The sequence below is a fragment of the Pleomorphomonas sp. NRK KF1 genome (assembly GCF_023721755.1).
In the GTDB taxonomy this organism is placed as follows: domain Bacteria; phylum Pseudomonadota; class Alphaproteobacteria; order Rhizobiales; family Pleomorphomonadaceae; genus Pleomorphomonas.
This window is the reverse complement of the sequence record NZ_JAMDLH010000010.1, coordinates 47,302-67,158: the sequence shown is the minus strand read 5'-3', so window position 1 is coordinate 67,158 and position 19,857 is coordinate 47,302. Positions and strand designations below refer to the sequence as shown.

Below are 19,857 nucleotides of genomic sequence, written 5' to 3'. Positions count from 1 at the left end.
CGGCCGCCGAAGACATCAGCGGATGATCTGCAGGATGTCGGTCATCATCTGGTTGGCCGTGGTGATGACCTTGGAGTTGGCCGAGAACGCCTGCTGGGAGACGATCAGCTTGGTGAACTCTTCGGAGATATCGACGTTGGACGCCTCGAGCGCCGAGCTCGAGAGCGCGCCGTTGATATCGATCGGACCGCCGCTCTGGATGGTCTCGGTGTAGGCGCCACCATCCTCGGCCTTGAGATAGCTCGCGCCGTTGAAGGCGACGATGGGGATCGACCACTTCTTGACGGTCTGGCCGTTCGAGTAGTTGTAGCTCATGACGCCGCTGTTATCGTCGATCGACACGCCCTCGAACTCGCCGGTGGCGTAACCATCCTGCGTCAGCTGATTGGTGGTCGCCTGCCCGTTCTTGTCGGCGAACTCGGTGGCGGCGAGGTCCATCGTGATGCCGGAAAAGTCCTTGCCCTCGATGGTGATGGTGCCGAGATTGATGGACGACGTGTCGTCCTGCTGGATACCCTTGTCGTCGAAGAAGAAGGCGCCGCTGGCGAGAGCGCTGTTCGGGGTTGACGTCGTATCCTGCGTGGCCGTCGTCTTGATCTGCTGCCAGGCTGGGTCGGTCGGGTTGGTGGGATTTTCGTCGGTGCGGTAGAAGAGGCCCCACTCGCTGCGGCCTGTATCGGACTCGGTGAGCTTCACCCAGCGGAGCTGTACGATCGACGGCGTGCCCTGCGCGTCGTAGATGGTTCTCGATCCGCCAGCGATCGAGTTGTCCATGAAGGTGGACAGCTCGGACTTCGGCACGGTGCCGGCTGCGATGGCCGCCACCGACGCGCTCGGATAGACCGCGGCCTTGGATGTCGTCGACGGCTCCGTCGGCAGGTTCAGCTTGTAGGTGATTTTCTCGGTCGCCTTGGCGCTCTGCGACGTCTTGTCGATGGTGATGACGGTCTTGTCGCCGATCGGCTTGCCGGTGGTCGGGTCGATGGTCTGCCCCATCAGCGAGTAGCCGGAACCGTTGCGGAGGTAGGTCTGACCGTTGCGCGAGTCGTAATACTGCTCGAAATCACCGGCGCGGGTGTAGCGGGCGCCCAGGCTGCCATCGAGCGGGTCGGCCGACACGCAGAAGAAACCGGTGCCGTTGATCGCCATGTGGGTATCGACCTTCGAACCCTGAATGTCGCCATCGAGCGTGATGGTGGAGCGCGACCTGGCCGTGACGCCGCCGGACGTGACGCGGGAGGCATTGGTCGTGTTGGAGCGCACGAGGTCGCCGAAGCTGGTGTCCTTGCGCTTGAAGCCGGTTGTCGAGGAGTTGGCGATATTGCCCGAGATGTTCTCGAGGGCGAAGGACTGCGCTCCGAGGCCACCGACGGCCGAGTTCATTGCGGTCAGGATACCCATGCTCGTTTCCCTTACGATCTGCAACGCGGTCGGCCGGACGAATGGCCGCTACGGACCTAAGGGCAACGGGCGTGCCAAACGGCGCTCCCTAGTTTTTCCGTTTGTTTTCAGGAAACAGGCGCTTGGCTAAGGTGAACGAGAAGTTAACGCCCCGGCAAGGTTCGGCGCACCGGGCAAATCCTGCCGGGCCGAACCGGCCACCCGGCACTATTTGGCGCCCGGTGCGCGAATGCCGGCCATGATCTCGGAGATCTGAGGACGCCGCCGTTCGAGGAACGGCAGGGGGCGGCAAACGTCGATGGCGGCGACGCCGACGCGGGCGGTCAGCAGCCCGTTGATCACCCCTTCGCCGAGGCGCGCCGACAGCTTGGCGGCAAGGCCGTGGCCGATCAGCTGCTGGGCAAGGCCGTCGCCGACGGCGATCGAACCGGTCACCGCAAGGTGGGTGAGAACGAGCCGAGTGAGCCGCGCCAGGCCCATGAAGCCGGGTCGCCCGCCATAAAGCGCGGCAAGCCGGCGGATCAGACCAAGCGTCGCCACCACCACGAACACCACGTCGATGGCGGCGCGCGGCGACACCGCCGTCACCACCGACACGCGGGCGGCGGCGTCCGACACTAGGCGGCGCGCCGCCGCGTCGAGCGGAGCCAGCAGGTCCGCCTCGGCCAGCACCAGCCGGTCGCGCCCGTCGATGACATCGTCGACGCGCGCCTCGGTCGCCCGCCGGCCGGGCGCGAGATCGACCCGGTCGGCATAGAGCACCATCAGCTCGCCCACCACCGCCTCGGCCTCCGGCCGGTCGTCACGCGCGGCGGCAAGGTCGGCGCGCGTCCGCATGCGGTCGATGCGCTTCAACCAGATCAGGCCGGAGATCTCGCGGGCAGCGATGGCGACCACGGCAACGACGGCAAGCGCGATCAGGCCGATCGCCAGCCAGCCGAGCCAATCCTCGCGGGCGAACAGCTCGCGCACCAACTGGTCGAGCCAGAGCCCGATGGCCAGCGACAGGATGCCGGCCACGGCGCCGAAGAACAGCCGCGACCAGGCGAAACGTCGACGGACGGGTGGCAGGGGAACGGGCAGATCCTCCGTCTCCGCCGCTTCCTCGACGATGACGCCGGTGGCGTCCGATGGAGACGCCTCGCCGGGACGAACATGGCTGACGTGGTCAGCCCCGAGATCGAAGGCGGTGGGACGGCGCGTCATGCCAGGCGGTCTCCGATCAGGAAGTCGAGGGCGCGGTCGAGACGGATGTGCGGCAGCGACAGGCTGACGCCCTCGGCCGTCACCTCCACCGGTGGCGGCCGGAAGCGCAGGAAGCGCAGCGCGTCGAACGCCGGATCGTCGGGCTCCGGCTCACGGAACAGGGCCTGCGGGTTCTCCGGAAGATCGCCGGGAAATAGCGCGATTTCTTCGTTGCCGTCATAGAGATGGTCGTCGAGAAGCTCGCCCTGCTGCGGCACGCCGAGAATGCAGGGCAGGCTCTCGCCATTGCGCCGCACCGTCGCCTCGCGGGTCGCCCGCACGGCGGCGAGCGCCTTGACGTCCACCTCGGCGCCGGAGAACGAAGCGCGGGCGATCGCCCGGTCGGTGAGGCGACGCAGGATCAGCTCCAGCCGGTCGTGGCTGGCGTGGTGAAGGTGATCGGCCTTGGTGGCGGCGAACAGGATGCGGTCGATGCGGCGCGTCAGCACCTGCCCCAGCCAGGAGGAGTGGCCCGGACGGAAGCAGGCGAGGATCTCGCCGAGCGCCACTTCGAGGTCGATCAGCGCCTCTCGCCCGCCGTTCAGCGCCGCCAATACGTCGACCAGCACCACCTGCCGGTCGAGCCGGGCGAAATGCGTGCGAAAGAACGGCCGGACGACCACGTCCTTGTAGGCCTCGAACCGGCTCTCCATCAGCGCCCAGAGGCTGTCGCGTGGCGCCTCGCCCGTCTCCGGAAGGTCGAGCGGCGCGAAGGTCAGCGCCGGCGAGCCCGCCAGATCGCCCGGCATCAGGAAGCGGCCCGGCGGCACCATGGACAGCGACAGGCTGCCGCCGCGCGCCGCGCCGAGATAGGCCGAGAACAGCTCGTGCAGACGCCCCGCCGCCTCGTCGTCGGCCGGCCCCATGGGATCGATGCCCGACGTGTGGGTCAGCCAGTCGGCTGCAATGGCGGTGCGGCGCGGCTCGCGGGCCCGCTCCAGCGTCTCGGAGCAGAAGGCGCGGTAGGTCTTGGAGAGAAGAGGCAGGTCCAGCAGCCATTCGCCGGGATAGTCGACGATGTCGAGATCGAGCTTGCCGCGCCCCAGAGATCGGCCGAGGAAGGTGGCGCTCTCATAGGCGATGGTCAGGCGCAGTTCGGAGATCTGGCGCGTCGAGTCCGGCCAGATGCGCGCATCGGTCAGCTTGCGCACGTGGCCGCGGTAGTCGAAGGTCGGAACGTCGGGATGGAGCTGCGGCCGGATGTCGGCGCCGAGAAGGCGCCCCGCTCGCCACGGCTCGAACATAGGCAACCGACCGCCGTGGATCAGATTGTGGATCAGCGCCGTGATGAACACGGTCTTGCCGGCACGGGACAGTCCGGTGACACCGAGCCTCAGCGACGGCGAACCGAGGCTCCAGGCGAAATCGGCCATGTTGTCGAGCGCTATGCGCGCTTCGTCGGAAAGCGTGGTGAAGCTCACGACTTCGTCGAACCTCGTCCGGCGCGGAAGGCGCCGCGCCTCTATGTAGGCACGGCCCGCGCGAGAACAATGGCTTAGTCGCCGTCGGGACCGCCGAGGTCGGCCGGCGTCACGAAGGAGATCAGCCGCCCATCCCCCGGTCCGAGATCGCTCCACGCGCCGGAGAACTCGATCACGGCGAGCGAGGCCGTCGGAAACTTGGCGGAGAGCCTCTTCATCAGGGCGGGATCGCCCTCCCCCGGCAAGGTCGACGCCAGCCGGTGGATCGATGGATTGTGTCCGACGACCAGAAGATTCTCCGATCTGTCGGCGTGGGTGGCGATCACCTTGAGCATGGCACCCACAGAGGCCTCGTAGAGGTCGCGTACGAGATCGACGGCAACGCGCTCGGGCAGAAACGGCTTCACCCCGTCGAGCGTCTCGCGCGTCCGCGCCGACGGCGAGCAGAGCACCAGATCGGGCACGTATCCCTCGTCGGCCATATGGCGGCCGACAGCCGGCGCGGCCTCCCTGCCCCGCGCGGTGAGTGGCCGGTCGAAGTCCTTCTGGCCGGAAACGGCCGGCGGCGACTTGGCATGTCGGAGAAGAAAAAGGCGTGGCATTGGCGGCCTCCGGGACTCCCATCGCGCCGGACTTGGCGTAATGTCCAATCATTCTAACCTGATTCCGGGCTGCCGACGCGGCCTCGACGATCCGCCACCCCCTCGGGGCTCGCGAGTTCGGTCGGTCAGGTCGCCGAGGATCGCTTCATGCCCACCTCTTCAGACGTCGCGCCACGCTTTTCCAACCAGGCCGACGCCATTCACTGGCTCCGCGACCGTCGCATCACCGAGGTCGAGTGCATCATCCCGGACATGAACGGCATCATGCGCGGCAAGATCGTGCCGCGAGAGGATTTCATCCGCATCATCGACGCCGGTGTGCGATTGCCGGAGTTCGTGTTCTTCCAGGCGGTGACCGGCGACAGCGCCGTCGAAAGCAAGATCGTCAACCCGCTCGACCGCGACATTCGCTGCCTCCCCGATCTCACGACGCTGCGCCTCGTGCCCTGGTACGACGAGCCGACGGCGCAGGTGATCTGCGACTGCCACTTCGCCGATGGTCGCCTCGTCGACTTTGCGCCGCGTTCGGTCTTGCGTCACGTCGTCGAGCTTTACGCCGCGCGCGGCATCCGACCGGTGGTGGCGCCGGAGGTCGAGTTCTACCTTACGGGGCAAAACGACGATCCCGACCTGCCGCTCGAGGTCCCCATCGGTCTTTCGGGCCGCAAGGAGAGCGGCAGCCAGGCCTATGGCATCGAACACGCCAACGATTACGACCACGTCGTCAACCAGATGTACGATTACTGCGAGGCCTCGCGCATCGAGATCGCCACCATGGCCCACGAGGCCGGCCCGGCGCAGCTGGAAATGAACTTCCGCCATGGCGATCCGATCGAGCTTGCCGACCAAACCTTCCTGTTCAAGCGAACCGCCCGCCTCGCCGCCCGCAAGTTCGGCATGGTGGCCACCTTCATGGCCATGCCGCACCAGGAAATGCCAGGCTCGGCCACTCACATCCACCAGTCGGTGGTGCGCGCCGACGACGGCAGCAACATCTTCTCCAATTCCGACGGCACGGATACCGACAAGCTGGGGCACTACATCGGCGGCCTGCAGCGCTACGTTCCGAAGTCCATGAGCCTGTTCTGCCCCAACGTGAACAGCTACCGCCGCATTCGCCTCGAAAGCGATGCGCCCATCAACGTCCACTGGGGCCGCGACAATCGAACTTGCGGCCTGCGCGTGCCGGATTCGGGGCCGGAGTCCCGCCGCGTCGAAAACCGGGTGATTGGCGCCGACAGCAATCCCTACATCGCCATGGCGACGACGCTGGCCTGCGGCCTGATCGGCCTTGAGGACAAGGTGGAGCCGGACGAGGTGGTGACGGTCGATGCCAAGACGCTCGGCGTGACGCTGCCCCTGCATCTGTCGGACGCTCTGATCGAGCTCGGCGAGTGCGAGCGCCTGAAGACGGTGCTGGGCTCCCGTTTCGTCGAGGCCTACATCGACGTCAAGCAGCTCGAGCTCAGGCTCTACAACCGCGTCATTTCCAGCTGGGAACGCGAGTACTTGCTGCTCAACGTCTGAGACCTGCCGATGCGCTTGGCAATCCTCGCTGCGAGGCGTTGGCCCGGCAGCTCGATGAACCGCCACGTGACCGCCGACAGCGCCAGGACCCAGGCGATGTAGATCGCCGCGACCGCCGCCTCGCGCAACGCAATGGCGTCGGGCAGGAACTGGCTGACCGTCAACGACAGGCGCGGAACGACATACGCGACCAGGAACAGGTGGGTCAGGTAGATCGAGTAGGAGAGACGACCGAGCCACTGCATCGGCATGGTCGCCATCAACCGCGACAGCGGGCCGCGATCGCTGGCGTGAGCGAACACGAGGGCGAAGAACACCAACGGCCCGGCATAGTGAGCAGCCGGATACGAGGCAGCGACCCAGAGCAGGACGACGGCGGCGAGCGCAGTGGGGATTTCGGCCTTCCCATTGGCAAGGGCCGCGAACGTCCCCCGCCGGTGCAGCCATTCGGCGACGACGCCCGAGAAGAAGCCGAGAAGGCAGCGCACGATGCCGAACACGTCCGTGCTGAGCATGCCGCGACCGGTGACATCGACGAACAGGACCAGCCAGGCGGCGACCGCTATGGCGCCGGCGACGATCACCCGTCGGCCGGAGAACCCGGCTGTGCGCAGGGCGACCAGCGCGAAGACGGCATAGGCCCAGACTTCGGCCGAAATGCTCCAGCTCGGGAAGTTCCACGTCAGCTCCGGCCCGAGACGGGCCGTCTGCAGGAACAGCGCGATCGGCAGGATGTCCTGGGGATTGCGCGGACCGGTGAAGGCGGCGTGCTCGGGTGCGAAACCCGTCTCGCGCTGAAGCGCCAGCTTCGCCAATTCGACGGCGATGAACAGCGCCAGCATGAACAGGTGGAGCGGCCAGAGACGGCCGAGGCGCCGAACCACGAAGACCGCGACCCGCTCGCCATCGACCAGATCGTCGGCGTAGACGCGGGCCATGACGAAGCCGGAAAGAACGAAGAAGAAGTCAACCGCCAGGATCCATGAGTCGAGCGACGGCGCCGAGGTCAGGTAGCCGTTGAGCTGCAGATGGATGAAACAGACGGCGAGCGCCCCGATCCCTCTCCAGCCGTCGAGTGCCTTCATGCGCATGGCGACGCTCCAGTCCGCTGCCCGCATGCCGGAACAGGTCCGGCCATGCTGCGGCGACAATCCGACGAACAAACTCCGTCGGTAGGCTCATCTTTAATGCCGGCGGCCGGTTGGAAGCAATCTAAACAAGAAATTAAGGATAACGGCGCCTTTCGGTGCCGGTCAGGCCTGTCGCGCCGGAATGTGGACCACCAGCCCGTCGAGATCGTCCTTCACCTTGATCTGACAGGAGAGGCGCGAGGTCGGCTTGGGATCGGCAGCGAAATCCAGCATGTCCTCCTCCATCGGCTCGGGCTCGCCGGCGGCGGCCACCCAGGCCTCGTCGACATAGACGTGGCAGGTGGCGCAGGAGCAGGCGCCGCCGCACTCTGCCTCGATGCCGGGAACGAGGTTCTTGACGGCATTCTCCATCACGGTGGTGCCAACCTCGGCCTCCACCTCGTAGCGGGTGCCTTCGTGGGAAATGTAGGTGATCTTGGGCATGAAAACCTGTGGCTGCGGGGCGCCGCCCCTCTGGCCAACGGCCCGGCTTCGACACCCGCACCCATCCGGCGAAACCGGAGTGCGAAACGCAAAGCGCGCGGAACCATCGGCAAGTTACTGTTTCAACGAGGCATTCGAACTCGACATCCGACCGGACGGCGGCGTCCGCATGAACTCGGATATGGAGTTCGGTCCATTGGTATCTGCACATATAGAAGAGTTGGCCGCCGTCAACCCCTACCGCCGAGACGCGCCTCGATAAACGCGGTGGCGGCGACAACCGCCTCCCTCAACCGGACGAGATCGGCGCCTCCGTCGAAGCCGCGCAGCAGGGCTGCCTCCAGCGCCGAAGCCGCCTCGGCCACCGCCCTCGCCCCGATGCCGCGCGCCGACCCGAGCAACAGATGCGCGGCGCCGGCGTCGGGCGCCGTCGAGAGCCGATCCAGGCAATCGCGACTTTGCTTCAGGAACAGGCGCAGCACCTCCGCCTCAAGATCGGCGTTGCCGAAGGTCTGTTCGGCAAGGTGCCCGAGGTCGATGGGAGAGCCGGACACTCGCTCGTCGTCGTTCATCGCTGTCGCCTCATTGCTCTCTCGGAGGGCCGTCCGTGTCTTCCGCGCGGGCATCGAACAGGACTTGAAGTTGACCCGGTTGCTCCGAGGAGCGGCCGGAATTCTGAAGATATGGTTAATTCGCCGGATGCAATCCAAGCCTGTTGCCGCTGTGAAGAATGGCAAGGCTGCGCAAGGAGGCCGGGGACGCACCCGATACGGGCGATGACCGAGATCGCAACAACCGGCAAGCCGGTCGGTAACCATATGTTTTAAGCCAATATTCAACTCGACGGCCTAGCGTCTTGACTGTGTCTGTCCGGCATCTTTGCCATTTTGGACGCCGGCACGCGCACCAACGGCGAGGGATCGTCGCCCCCTGGAACATCCGCCCTCGGGTCCGGAAATAACAACCAGAAGATGAATAACAATGTTTGACGCCTATTAGCGGCTTGTTAACAATACGGGTCGCCGGGGGAGCTTTCCTTGTTCGGAAGGGCCTGTTGTGCCATTACGTTTTATTAGGCATTCCTCGGCCGGCGTAGCTATTGCTGTCTCTTCAGGGGACGCATGGCGGTCGGGAAGGCCCGAGTTCGTGTCGTTCGCCTAGGCCGGGCGGAGGCACGGTTCGACCGGGACGGCAACCGGGAGTACGCTTCCGGGTACCGTCCGGCTTCAAGTATGCGGACATGAGGGTACCATGGTAAAAAGCACCAAGGCATCGGATCCGGCGGAGGCCGCACTCTCCGCCGTCGAGGAGGCCCTGAAGATCGACTTCGGCGTCTCGGCCGATGCGCCGAATTCGCCCGACCAGGATACCTTCACCGAAAGCTCTGACGCTGCTTCGCGCCAGCCGCTTGCCGACAACGCCGATGCGCCACGCACCTCGGCGCGTCCCGGCCGCGCCCCGGCCAACGACGACCGCCGGTCGGTCGCGACGCTGCTCTATCAGATGCAGCGCCGGCCATCGGCCGCTCCCTTCTGGATTGCCCTCGCCGCTTCCGTCATCTGGGTCGCCGGCGGCTTCTACGTCGCTCGCGCCGCCTTCGGCGACTTTTCGGTTCTGGCCGACCCGGCCGCCCTGTTCGCTCGACCCGACGGCTTCGCCCTCGTCGGCGGCATCGTCGCTCCGGTCGTGCTGTTCTTCGCCATCGCCACGATGATCTGGCGCGCCCAGGACCTGAGGCTCGCCGCCCGCTCGCTCTCCGAAGTCGCCATCAAGCTCGCCGAGCCCGAGATGTCGGCCAAGGAGAACGTCGTCACCGTCGGTCAGGCCATCCGGCGCGAAGTCGCCGCCATGGGCGACGGCATCGAACGGGCCCTCGCCCGCGCCAGCGAGCTCGAGGTGCTGGTCCATAACGAGGTATCCTCGCTCGAACGGTCCTACGCCGAGAACGAGATGCGCATCCGCAGCCTGGTCGAGGAACTGGTCAGTCAGCGCGAGAGCGTGATCGCCAACGCCGAGAAGGCGCGCACCGCCATCTCCGGCGCCCATCAGAACCTCTCAGAAGAGCTGCGCACCGCCGGCGATCTTCTCACCAACCGCATCGACGAGACCGGCCGCAACGTCACGCGCACCTTCGGCTCCAAGGCCGAGGAGCTTGCGCTGGCCTTCGAGGCCGCCGGCAACTCGGTTACCGAGACGGTGGCCAAGCGCGGCTCCGACTTCCTGGCGACGCTGGGCGCCGAGCGCGAAAGCCTGATCAGCGGCCTCGCCGAAACCGGCACCGCCATCAACGAGGCGATCTCCACTCGCAGCGAGACGCTGACGCGCACCATCACCGAGGAAGGCGGCCGCCTCACCGCCGCCATCGGCAAGGAAACCGAACAGCTCGGCAGCGAACTCGCCAAGCGCTCCGACGAGCTGGTGTCGACCATCGCCACCCGCGCCGCCGACCTGTCGGCCGCCCTCAGCGACGGCACCGGCGAACTGGCCTTCACGCTGGCCTCGCGCACCGAGGAGCTGGTTTCCACGCTGACCGCCCGCTCGGAGGAGCTGTCGTCGACCCTCACCGATCGCACCGCCGACATCGCCTTCACCCTGTCGGCCCGCACCGAGGAAATCGTCTCGTCCATCGCCGCCCGCTCCGACGAGCTGTCGTCGACGCTGTCGGTCCGCACCTTCGAGCTTGGCAAGACGCTCGGCGAGAAGGCCGAAGAGATCGGCGCCACGCTGGAAAGCCGTACGACCGAGTTCTCCACCGCGCTCGCCGAGAAGAGCGATGCCCTGGAGAGCACGCTCGCCCTGCGTTCGGCCCAACTGGCCAGCACCATCGAAGCTCGGACCGGCGAACTCAGCGCCGAGCTGACCGACAAGACCCAACTGATCGACCAGACGATCTCCGGCCGCACCAACGAGCTCGCCGAGACCCTGTCGACGCGCGCGGAACTGTTCGGCGCCACGCTCGCCGAGCAGTCGGCCAACTTCGACCGCACCATCGGCCACCGTGTCAACGAGCTGGTTTCGACCGTCGCCACATCGACGTCGGTCATGGAGACGCAGCTCCTCACCCGCACCGACAATCTCGACAAGGTGCTGACCGAGCGGTCGCAGGAAATCGCCTCCGCTCTGGAGAGCCGGACCGGCTCCCTCGATACGCTGCTGCGCGACCGCAGCGACGCCATCATCTTCTCGATCGACACCACCGTGGCCGCCCTTGAGGAAAACCTCACGCTGCGCACCAAGGAGATCGACGAGACGCTGGCCCGCTCCGGCCAGACCTTCGCCGAGGACATCTCCCAGCGCGCCTTCGCCGTCAGCGAGCAGGTCGCCCGCACCACGGACGAAGCCTCCAAGGCGATGGCCGAGAAGATCGAGACCATCAACGAGACGCTGCGCTCCACGTCCGAGGGCGTGCTGCTCGACCTGTCGATCCGCGGCAGCGAGATCACCGACCGCCTCGACCAGACCGGCAACATGATCACCTCGACGATCACCGAGCGCGGCACCGATCTCGTCAACAAGCTGGCCGTCACCGGTGAAGCGGTGCACACGGCGATCAACGTCAACGGCGTCGACCTCGCCGACCGCATCGCCGCCAGCGGCCATGAGGTCGCCCGCATGATGGACGACCGCACAACGTCGATCCGCGGCATCATCGACGGCGCCACGCTGTCGGTGGAGACGCTGCTCGCCGACAGCGGCAGCCTGTTCTCCGAGCGCCTGTCGACCATCGGCGCCGAGATCGCCCGCGCCGTCAACGCCCGTGGCGAACGCGTCGCCGAGACCATCCTCGCCGCCGGCAGCCAGATCGCCAACCTGCTCGACGACCGGTCGGACAGCATGTCGGTCAGCTTCGCCGAACGCATCCGCGTGCTCGACGAGATCATCAACGGTCGCGCCGCCGAGCTGGTGGAAAGCCTCGTCAGCCGCACGTCGATGCTCGACGGTTCGCTCGAAGAGCAGATCGCCCGCATCGAGGCGGCGCTCGCCGAGCGTACGCTCACCATCCAGAACGCTCTCGCCGAAGGCACCAACGCCCTCGAGGCGACCCTCAGTGGCCGCTCCGGCGCCATCACCGGCCTCATCGACGAGCGCGTCGAGCGCCTCGGCACTGAGTTCGACAAGCGTTCCGGCGCTCTGGTCGAGACATTGGACGGTCGCACCCAGGCGGTGCTCACCTCTCTGGAAGGCCGCGCCGGCAGCTTCGGCGAAGCGCTGGAAGGCCAGCTCGCTGCCTTCGACGGCAGCGTCGGCAAGCGCCTCGAGGATGCCACCCGCACCTTCGCCGACAAGGCGGATGCGCTGACCGGCACCCTGGACAACCGCATCGAGCTGATCGACCACGCCCTTGACGGCCGTGCCCGCCAGATCACCGAGACGCTGATGGCCCGCACCCGCGACCTGGCCCAGGCTTTCTCGGCCGGCCAGTCGGAAATGGTCGACGCCATCGAGGGCCGTCTCGACGCTGTCGGTCGGTCGCTGCAGCGCAAGACCGAGGAGTTCACCGAGACGCTGGCCGACAAGGTGGCCGAGATCAACGTGTCGCTCGGCTCCAAGGTGTTCGAGGTTGCCGAGACGCTCGACAGCCGCGCCAACTCGCTGGAAGTGTCGCTCACCCAGCGCCTCGCCTCCATCGTCGACATGCTCGGCAGCCAGACCGAGACGGCTCGCGAGGAACTGGCCCGCGCGCTCATCAACGCGGCGTCCGTGCTCCAGAAGGAAAGCGCCCGCGTCCGCGAGGATCTCACTGGCTCCGTGGAAGCGGCCACCGACAAGCTGCGCGTCGAGGCCGACCGGGCCAAGGAGATCGTCACCGAGGCCATGAACGCCATCGCCCACGAGATGGAAAGCGGCTCGGTTCGGGCTCGCGACGTGGTCGCCGGTGTGCTGGAAGGCATGTCCGAGCGCCTCGCTGGCGAGAGCGAGCAGGTTCGGGCCGTCGTCGTCTCCGCCATCGACGGGGCCGCGACGCGCCTTGCAACCGAGGGCGAGAACACCTCGCTTGCCGTCAGCCAGTCGCTGGCCGGCGCCGAGGATCGGCTCGCCAGCCTGCGCGACGAAACCCACGGCACGCTCAACGAGCTCATCAGCACACTGTCCGACGTTCTGTCTACCGAGAGCCAGAAGGCCCGCGAGAACGTCTACGAAGCGATCACCGCCGTCGAGGGTCGCCTCGCCGGTGAAAGCGAGCGCGTTCGCGACACCATCATCGGTTCGGTCGACGACGTCACCGGCCGCATGGCGGCGGAAAGCGAGCGGGCACGTGCCGGCCTGATCGGCGCCATCGACGAAGTCACGGACCGCCTGTCGGAAGAGACCGCCCGCGCCCGTTCCAACCTCATCGGTTCGGCAGAGGCGGTCACCAGCCGCATCGCCGGCGAGACCGAGCGGTCGAACGAGGTTCTGGCAGCAGCCATCGCCAGCGCCACCGAGCGTCTCGCCGACGCGACGCGCGATCTTGAGGCGGTGCTCAATGCCCGCACCGAGGCCGCCGCCGACGCCATGGACAGCCGTGCCGAGAAAGTGGTCGACGTCGTCACCCGCCGCATGGCCGAGCTGGCCGAACTGGTCGACGGCCGTGGCGGCGATCTCGCCAACGCCTTCCTCTCCAGCACCCGCGCCCTCGACGAGGCCGTCGGCAGCCGTGGTGAGGAAGTGGCCGGCATGGTCCGCAACGCCGCGGGCGATGTCCTGGCGGCGCTGGCCAAGGGTGGCGAGGGCGTCAGCCGCGCCATCACCCAGCGTGGCAACGACGCCGCCGAGGCGCTGAAGCAGGCGACGCTGTCGCTGATGGCTACCTTCGACGAACAGGGTCGCGAAGTCCTGCAGTCGCTCGACGACACCACGACGCGCGTCAAGACCGACGTCGTCGCCGTGCTGGAGCAGGTGGACGACGCCAACCGCGGCCTCCGCTCGCTCGTCGACCAGGCGGCCGGCAACCTTGCCCGCATCGAGCGCGGCCTCGAGCAGCAGACCGGCGACCTTCGCCTGTCGCTCGAGCGCGTCGTCGCCGACACCAGCGCCTCCAGCACCACCGTCGCCGAGACGACCGAGGTGCTGCGCGAGGTGTCGCGCACCGTGCTGGCCGACATCGGCACCATCGCCTCCTCGCTCGCCGAGCAGACCGGCGATCTGCAATCGTCGGCCCGCGCCCTGTCGTCCGTCGGCGGCACGCTCCAGGACGTCATCGGCGATCGCCTCTCGGCGCTCGACGGCGTGGTCTCCACGCTGCAGGAACGCAGCGAGACGATGTCCGAAAGCCTGCAGTCCATCGCCGGCCAGATCCAGGAGACGCTGTCCAACGCCGAGCGCCGCGCACGCGATGTGGGCTACCAGCTGGCCCGCAACGCCGAGACGGCCATGAACGGCGTCACCCAGCAGCTCGAACAGCTGTCGGTCAGTGCCGAGGAAGAAGGTCGCAAGACGCAGGTGACGATCGAACGGGTGCGTGGCGAGCTGATCTCCGAGATCAACGCCTCCATCGGCTCGGCCGTGGACCGCTTCGCCGGCGCCACCGAGGAAATGCGCAAGGCCACCCGCGCCGTCGGCCGGGAGCTGGAGCAGATCCGCGAGGATCTGAACCGCGGCGTCCTCGACCTGCCGGAAGAGACCAGCCAGCACACCGCCGCCATGCGCCGCGTGGTCAGCGAGCAGATCCGCGCCCTGAACGAACTCTCCGAGATCGTTTCGCGCCAGCTGCCCGGCGAAGCCGTCTCCGACATGCCGGTCCGGGCCCAGGCTTCGGCCCAGGCGCACCGCAGCCTGCCGGTCCAGAGGCCGTCGCAGCCGTCCGAGCCGCGCGCCTTCAGCCGCCAGCCGGCCAACCAGCCGCCTCGCCCGGCCGTCGCCGAGCGTCGCCAGGAACCGGCGGCGCGCCAGCCGGCCTCCGAGGAGCGCGGCGAGCGGTCGAGCGGCTGGATCTCCGACCTGCTGCGCCGCGTCAACGACGAGGATACCCCCTCGCCGCGCCTGCCGTCGTCCGACCGCAACAAGGGTGGCAACCCGCTCGATGGCCTGGGTTCGCTGACCTCGGACATCGCCCGGTCGATCGACCCCGAGTCCTACACCGAGCTCTGGGATCGCTACCGGCGCGGCGAAGGCAACGTGTTCACGCGTCGCGTTTACACGCTGCAGGGCCAGCAGACCTTCGACGAGGTTCGCCGTCGCTATGGCCGCGAGGCCGACTTCCGCGAGGCCGTCGACCGCTACATCGATCACTTCAGCGCCCTCTACGAGGAAGCCGTCCAGAAGGACCCGAATGGCCGCCTCGCCGAGAACTACCTGAACTCCGATACCGGCAAGGTCTACACGCTCCTGGCGCATGCCAGCGGCAAGCTCGGCTGAGCCAGAGCAACAAAGCATCACGGGAAGGGGCGCCACGCGGCGCCCTTTTTCGTTTCTGCCCGGAGTGACGACCGATCACGCGTTCGTGATCGTCCCGTCTGTAACAAAAGCCCCTCCCCCTCCGAGTACCGCATGTGCCCCGACAATGGCGCACGTCGAACCACGGAGAACACGGATGCTGAAGGCTTCGATTACCACTGCCATCCTCGCCGGCGCGGTCACCACGGCCCTCGCCACCCTTGCGAGCGCGAGCCCCCTGACCAAGGCCGAAGCGGATGCCGCGACCGCCGCCCACAAGGAGAAGTGCTACGGCGTCGCGCTCAAGGGCCAGAACGATTGCGCCGCCGGTCCGGGAACGACCTGCCAGGGGACGTCGATGAAGGACTTCCAGGGCAACGCCTGGAAATTCGTCCAGGCGGGCACCTGCGCCTCGCTGGAGCTGCCCGGCGGACGCCAAGGCTCGCTCATGCCGCTCGACCGCGACATCTGACCCTGAAGCCCGGAAAGCGGAGGTGGCCATGGCCAAGGTCGATATGACTTCCAGCGATTCCGCGAGAGCGGAACCAACACCCCGCTTTCCGGCATTGACCGTGACCGGACAGGACGGCACCAGTTTCAAGCCGGAGCACCTTCAGGCGATCATGGCCGAGAGCGGCTCGCAAGGCTTCTTCGAGGTGCACGCCGAGAACTACATGGGCGACGGTGGCCCGCCGCATAGGGCCCTCGAAAGGGTAAGACGGGATCATCCCGTCTCGCTGCACGGCGTCTGCATGTCGCTCGGCGGGCCGCAGCCGCTCGACAAGGAGCACCTCGCCCGCTTCAAGCACCTCGTCGACCGCTATGAGCCAGCGCTCGTCTCCGAGCATCTCGCATGGTCGACCCACCTCGACACCTATCTGAACGACCTGCTGCCACTGCCCTACACGAGCGCGACGCTCTCCCGCGTCTGCGACCATATCGACGAGATGCAGGCGGCGATCGGCCGTCCGATCCTCTTGGAGAACCCATCGACCTACGTGCTGTTCGCGGCCTCGTCGATGAGCGAGACCGAGTTCATCCGGGAGATCTCGCGGCGAACGGGCTGCGGCCTTCTGCTCGACATCAACAACGTATTCGTCTCCGCCACCAACCACGGCTTCTCGGCGCTCGACTACCTCGGCGACTTCCCGCTGTCTCAGGTGGGCGAAATCCATCTGGCCGGCCATGCCGAGCAGGAAGACGACGAGGGCGACCTGTTGCTGATCGACAGCCATGACGGACCGGTCGCCGATGCCGTCTGGCGCCTCTACGAGCTCGTGATAGCCCGCCGCGGCCCAATCCCCACGCTGATCGAATGGGACAGCCAGATTCCCGATTGGCCGGTGCTGCGCGCCGAGGCCATGGCAGCGCAGGTCATCCTGGACCACTACGCCCAAGGAGACCCGTCCCATGCGCTCGGCTGACATCCTGCCGCTCTATCCAAACGGGATTGACTACGCCGGGCCGTTCTCTGCTGCCCTGCTGGCTCCCGACAGCCCGGCTCCGACGCTGGTAACGGGACCTCGCGGCAAACGAGCCGAGATCCGCTACAACGTCTACCGCAACAACGTCACCGTCAGCCTGATCGGCGCCCTGTCCTCGATCTTCCCGGCAACCGAACGCATCACGGGGCCGGATTTCTTCCGCGCCATGGCTCGCTTCCATGTGCGGGAGACCCCGCCAACCTCGCCGCTGCTGTTCGAATACGGGCGCGCCTTTCCCGATTTCATCGACCGCTACGAGCATGCGGCGGGCATGCCCTGGCTCTCGGACGTGGCGCGGATCGAGCGCCTGTGGCTCGACAGCTATCACGCTGCCGACGCCCCTACCCTCAAGGCCGAGATGCTGTCGAGCGTGCCGCCCGAACGGCTCGGGGCGCTCGTCTTTGTCCCGCATCCGGCAACGCGGTTGATCTCCTCGGTCCATCCGGCCATCACGGTCTTTGCCATGAACAGGAGCGCCGCCCCGGTAGGCCGCGTGGAAGACCGCCCCGAGGACGGACTGATCACGCGGGTCGACGACGAGGTGACCGTCCGTCTCCTGCCTCCCGGCAATCTCGTCTTCCTCAAGGCGCTGATTGCCGGATACCCCCTGGCGACGGCGGCCGGTGCAGCCTTCGCGGCCGAGCCAGCCTTCGATCTCTCCGACGCCATCGGCGGAATGATCGCGGCCGGCGCTTTCTCCCACGCCGAGATGGAGACCTCCAATGTCGAGCCTGCCTGATTCAATGCCTCGCCATGGTGCGCGCATCTCCCTTGCCAGGGTCGTGGCGTCGGCTGACGGCCTCGTTGGCAGGATGGCGCAGCCGGATGTCGTGCTGGCCGTCCTCCGCGTTGCCCTCGCCGTGCCCTTCTGGCGATCCGGCATCCTGAAATGGGATGGCGTCCTGCGACTGAACGACACGGCGGTCTATCTGTTCAGCCAGGAGTTCATGCTGCATCTTCCCGGAGGGCCCTATCCTTTCCCGGCGCCGGACGTGGTGGCGTTCCTGTCCGGTTGCGGCGAGGTCGTGCTTCCGGTGCTGCTTGTTCTGGGGCTGGGCGCTCGCTTCGCCGCCCTTGGCCTGCTTGTGATGACGGCCATCATCCAGATCACGGTCCCCGATGGCTGGCCGATCCACCTGACATGGGCGGCGATGGCACTTGCCCTGATGCGGCACGGGCCGGGGCGCCTCTCCCTCGACTATCTGATCGCGAGGATCTCTTGCCGCGGCGCTCGTCCATCGTGACCGGGGCCGACACAGCTCTGGCGCTTTCGCCCTCCGGTTCGCCAGGGACGGAGCGCCGGTCGGGTTCTCTTGCCTTTTGCCAGTCGATGGGTTCATCTGGCGCTGGTGTCTCCTTGTCGCTCGCAAGCCGCGCCCGAGGCCGCGACGATGACGACGCTGGTCCGCGCGGGGGGACATGGCGGATGAACCATTCGGCCCGGGAAGAGGAGTGGGCGGCCTGGATGTGCGCGGCGATGGCCGGCGACACGATGGCCTACCATCGCTTCCTGAAGGCCGTGACGCCCTATCTTCGATCGATCGCCAGCCGACGGTGCGCTCAGTACGGAGCGCCGCCCAGCGAGGTGGAAGACGTGGTGCAGGAAGTCCTGCTGGCCGTTCACCTGAAACGCGGAACCTGGGACGTCTCGCGCCCCGTCGGCCCGTGGCTGTCGTCCATCGTGCGCAACAAGCTTATCGACAGCCTGCGTCGGCGCGGCCGCCACGTCAGCATCCCCATCGACGACGTGATGGAGACCCTTGAAGCCATACCGCAGGCAGAGGCTGGCGAGTCTATCGACGTCGACCGGATGGTCGAGAGCCTGCGGGACCCGCAACGCGAGATCGTGCGATCCATCTCGCTAGGCGGCGCCGGCATTCGCGAGACGGCCGAGCGATTGCAGATGACGGAAGGCGCCGTGCGGGTGGCGCTGCATAGAGCGTTGAAAGGGCTGGCCGCCCTCTATCGGAGCGACGGACGTGCAAACGGATGATCTGATCGAACTGCTGGCGAAGGATGCCAAGGTGCGCGCCCGCTTCGGACACGCGTTCGCGGTCGCGCTGGCGATCGGATTGGCGGTCTCGGCCGGCCTGCTGCTGTCGACCTATGGCATCCGGGACAACATGGTCTCGGCGATCGAGACGCCGCGCGTCCTGTTCAAGCTCGGCCTCACCCTGTTGCTGGCGGTCACATCCACCCGCCTCGCCTTCCTCATCGGCAAGCCCGGGCTATCCCTCCGCTCGGCGGTCCTCTCGCTCGTCTGGCCTCTGCTCGTCCTGCTCGCCGGCATTGCCATCGAGCTGACCGTCCTGCCGCAAGACGCCTGGGAGACGAGCCTTAAAGGGCAACACTGGGCTTTTTGCCTCGTCTTCGTGCCCACCCTTGCCATCGCGCCGCTCGCCGCCCTGCTTTACTCCGTCCGCCAGGGCGCGCCGGAAAACCCTGGACTGGCCGGCGCTGCGGCGGGACTCGCGGCGGGCGGCATCGCGGCCGCCATCTACGCCTGGCACTGCCCGGACGACAGCCCTCTGTTTGTCGCGACCTGGTACACCATCGCCATAGCCATCGTGACGGCGATCGGCTTTCTGTTCGGCCGCCGCATCCTTCGCTGGTGAAGCGACCGCCGAGCCGAACTACAGCGTCGACGCCGTCCAGATGACCACGTCGGCCACAGCCGCCGATACGGCCTGGTCGAAGGCGGCGATGGCATCCTTCGGTCGATCGGATGCCGAGGGACGGCTGACGTCGAACACGCGGCTTGCGCGCACCTTGCCGGTCCGCTCGTCCAGCAGCTTGACGCCGAGCGCAACATGCGCGACGGGAGCGCCGGTGACATCCAGCTCGAAGGCGCGGATATCTACGATCACTTGATCGTCGATGGCGAGACTCTCGCCCGGCTTGCCGACCGCCTTCACCCGCCCCGAATTCTCGAAGGCCCGAACCATGATCGTCTGCACAAGCGGCGGCAGTTCGTCCGACCAGGACACGCCCGGCAGATAGGAGATCGCGCCGCCATCGGAGCGCACGGCGATCAGCTCCGACGCCAGGGCATCGCTGGCGCTCGGCAAGGGCACGAGAATCTGGGCAGAAGACCGTCTGATCGCCCCGTCGAAGGCCGTGGGAGCGGCGAGATCGTAGATGTCATCGGGTTTCGGCGTCGTCCCCAGACCGAGCGTCGAACAGCCAGCGAGCGCGAACGCCAGGCAGAGCGCAGCAGCGGAAACCAATCGCCGTCCCGGATGAGCTG

Annotated in this window: 16 protein-coding genes; 8 read left to right on the top strand and 8 right to left on the bottom strand. The window is 67.1% G+C overall.

Features of this window, described 5'->3' with window-relative positions; all coding sequences use genetic code 11:
• Window positions 1-15: 15 nt before the first annotated feature.
• The 4 genes from M4J39_RS20750 to M4J39_RS20735 form a co-directional block, all read right to left on the bottom strand.
• Window positions 16-1,401: a flagellar hook protein FlgE gene (locus M4J39_RS20750; protein ID WP_251730402.1), complete on the bottom strand. Its 1,386-nt coding sequence runs from the start codon at window positions 1,399-1,401 to the stop codon at window positions 16-18.
• A gap of 207 nt (window positions 1,402-1,608) precedes the next feature.
• Complete coding sequence (locus M4J39_RS20745; RefSeq protein WP_251730401.1) at window positions 1,609-2,607, bottom strand: YcjF family protein; 999 nt, start codon at window positions 2,605-2,607, stop codon at window positions 1,609-1,611.
• Complete coding sequence (locus M4J39_RS20740; RefSeq protein ID WP_251730400.1) at window positions 2,604-4,067, bottom strand: YcjX family protein; 1,464 nt, start codon at window positions 4,065-4,067, stop codon at window positions 2,604-2,606. The genes M4J39_RS20745 and M4J39_RS20740 overlap by 4 nt, the downstream gene beginning before the upstream one ends.
• A gap of 74 nt (window positions 4,068-4,141) precedes the next feature.
• Complete coding sequence (locus M4J39_RS20735) at window positions 4,142-4,669, bottom strand: histidine phosphatase family protein (RefSeq protein ID WP_251730399.1); 528 nt, start codon at window positions 4,667-4,669, stop codon at window positions 4,142-4,144.
• A 147-nt stretch (window positions 4,670-4,816) separates the two neighbouring features.
• Here M4J39_RS20735 and M4J39_RS20730 point away from each other — a divergent pair, with 147 nt between their 5' ends.
• Complete coding sequence (locus M4J39_RS20730; RefSeq protein WP_251730398.1) at window positions 4,817-6,196, top strand: glutamine synthetase family protein; 1,380 nt, start codon at window positions 4,817-4,819, stop codon at window positions 6,194-6,196.
• On the opposite strand, the gene M4J39_RS20725 is transcribed toward M4J39_RS20730, so the two are convergent.
• The 3 genes from M4J39_RS20725 to M4J39_RS20715 all read right to left on the bottom strand — a co-directional run bounded on the left by M4J39_RS20725 (window position 6,142) and on the right by M4J39_RS20715 (window position 8,342).
• Entirely contained in the window at window positions 6,142-7,287 is a 1,146-nt protein-coding gene (locus M4J39_RS20725; protein ID WP_251730397.1) for an acyltransferase, read from the bottom strand. The two genes, M4J39_RS20730 and M4J39_RS20725, sit on opposite strands and share 55 nt — an antisense overlap.
• A gap of 162 nt (window positions 7,288-7,449) precedes the next feature.
• Window positions 7,450-7,770, bottom strand: a complete 321-nt coding sequence (locus tag M4J39_RS20720; RefSeq protein ID WP_251730396.1) for a 2Fe-2S iron-sulfur cluster-binding protein — start codon at window positions 7,768-7,770, stop codon at window positions 7,450-7,452.
• Between the two features lie 230 nt (window positions 7,771-8,000).
• On the bottom strand, window positions 8,001-8,342 hold the full coding sequence (locus M4J39_RS20715) for an Hpt domain-containing protein (protein WP_251730395.1): 342 nt from the start codon (window positions 8,340-8,342) through the stop codon (window positions 8,001-8,003).
• 679 nt (window positions 8,343-9,021) lie between these two features.
• Between M4J39_RS20715 and M4J39_RS20710 the strand changes: the two genes are divergently transcribed.
• The 7 genes from M4J39_RS20710 (at window position 9,022) to M4J39_RS20680 (ending at window position 19,225) form a co-directional block, all read left to right on the top strand.
• Window positions 9,022-15,108, top strand: coding sequence for a hypothetical protein (locus M4J39_RS20710; RefSeq protein WP_251730394.1), 6,087 nt, complete (start codon window positions 9,022-9,024; stop codon window positions 15,106-15,108).
• A gap of 175 nt (window positions 15,109-15,283) precedes the next feature.
• Entirely contained in the window at window positions 15,284-15,598 is a 315-nt protein-coding gene (locus M4J39_RS20705) for a DUF2282 domain-containing protein (RefSeq protein ID WP_251730393.1), read from the top strand.
• Between the two features lie 28 nt (window positions 15,599-15,626).
• The gene (locus tag M4J39_RS20700) at window positions 15,627-16,550 is read left to right on the top strand and encodes a DUF692 domain-containing protein (RefSeq protein WP_371875491.1); all 924 of its coding nucleotides are present in this window, start codon (window positions 15,627-15,629) and stop codon (window positions 16,548-16,550) included.
• On the top strand, window positions 16,537-17,349 hold the full coding sequence (locus M4J39_RS20695) for a DNA-binding domain-containing protein (protein WP_251730392.1): 813 nt from the start codon (window positions 16,537-16,539) through the stop codon (window positions 17,347-17,349). Before M4J39_RS20700 ends, M4J39_RS20695 begins: the two co-directional genes overlap by 14 nt.
• Window positions 17,333-17,854 carry a DoxX family protein gene (locus tag M4J39_RS20690; protein ID WP_251730391.1) on the top strand — a complete coding sequence of 174 codons (522 nt, stop codon included), beginning with the start codon at window positions 17,333-17,335 and terminating at the stop codon, window positions 17,852-17,854. The genes M4J39_RS20695 and M4J39_RS20690 overlap by 17 nt, the downstream gene beginning before the upstream one ends.
• Before the next feature lie 182 nt (window positions 17,855-18,036).
• Window positions 18,037-18,603 (top strand): sigma-70 family RNA polymerase sigma factor, encoded by a 567-nt coding sequence (locus M4J39_RS20685; RefSeq protein ID WP_251730390.1) that lies wholly within the window; start codon window positions 18,037-18,039, stop codon window positions 18,601-18,603.
• A complete protein-coding gene (locus M4J39_RS20680; RefSeq protein WP_251730389.1) occupies window positions 18,590-19,225 on the top strand; it encodes an NrsF family protein in 636 nt (211 codons plus the stop codon). Before M4J39_RS20685 ends, M4J39_RS20680 begins: the two co-directional genes overlap by 14 nt.
• Before the next feature lie 18 nt (window positions 19,226-19,243).
• Here the strand turns inward: M4J39_RS20680 and M4J39_RS20675 are convergent, their stop codons facing one another.
• Window positions 19,244-19,837: an ABC-type transport auxiliary lipoprotein family protein gene (locus tag M4J39_RS20675; protein WP_251730388.1), complete on the bottom strand. Its 594-nt coding sequence runs from the start codon at window positions 19,835-19,837 to the stop codon at window positions 19,244-19,246.
• Between the last annotated feature and the right edge of the window lie 20 nt (window positions 19,838-19,857).

Coding starts and splice junctions, on each gene's coding strand:
- M4J39_RS20705 (WP_251730393.1), top strand. CDS start 15,284: ATGCTGAAGGCTTCGATTACCACTGCCATCCTCGCCGGCGCGGTCACC.
- M4J39_RS20715 (WP_251730395.1), bottom strand. CDS start 8,342: ATGAACGACGACGAGCGAGTGTCCGGCTCTCCCATCGACCTCGGGCAC.
- M4J39_RS20700 (WP_371875491.1), top strand. CDS start 15,627: ATGGCCAAGGTCGATATGACTTCCAGCGATTCCGCGAGAGCGGAACCA.
- M4J39_RS20720 (WP_251730396.1), bottom strand. CDS start 7,770: ATGCCCAAGATCACCTACATTTCCCACGAAGGCACCCGCTACGAGGTG.
- M4J39_RS20745 (WP_251730401.1), bottom strand. CDS start 2,607: ATGACGCGCCGTCCCACCGCCTTCGATCTCGGGGCTGACCACGTCAGC.
- M4J39_RS20695 (WP_251730392.1), top strand. CDS start 16,537: ATGCGCTCGGCTGACATCCTGCCGCTCTATCCAAACGGGATTGACTAC.
- M4J39_RS20730 (WP_251730398.1), top strand. CDS start 4,817: ATGCCCACCTCTTCAGACGTCGCGCCACGCTTTTCCAACCAGGCCGAC.
- M4J39_RS20690 (WP_251730391.1), top strand. CDS start 17,333: ATGTCGAGCCTGCCTGATTCAATGCCTCGCCATGGTGCGCGCATCTCC.
- M4J39_RS20685 (WP_251730390.1), top strand. CDS start 18,037: ATGAACCATTCGGCCCGGGAAGAGGAGTGGGCGGCCTGGATGTGCGCG.
- M4J39_RS20725 (WP_251730397.1), bottom strand. CDS start 7,287: ATGCGCATGAAGGCACTCGACGGCTGGAGAGGGATCGGGGCGCTCGCC.
- M4J39_RS20735 (WP_251730399.1), bottom strand. CDS start 4,669: ATGCCACGCCTTTTTCTTCTCCGACATGCCAAGTCGCCGCCGGCCGTT.
- M4J39_RS20750 (WP_251730402.1), bottom strand. CDS start 1,401: ATGGGTATCCTGACCGCAATGAACTCGGCCGTCGGTGGCCTCGGAGCG.
- M4J39_RS20710 (WP_251730394.1), top strand. CDS start 9,022: ATGGTAAAAAGCACCAAGGCATCGGATCCGGCGGAGGCCGCACTCTCC.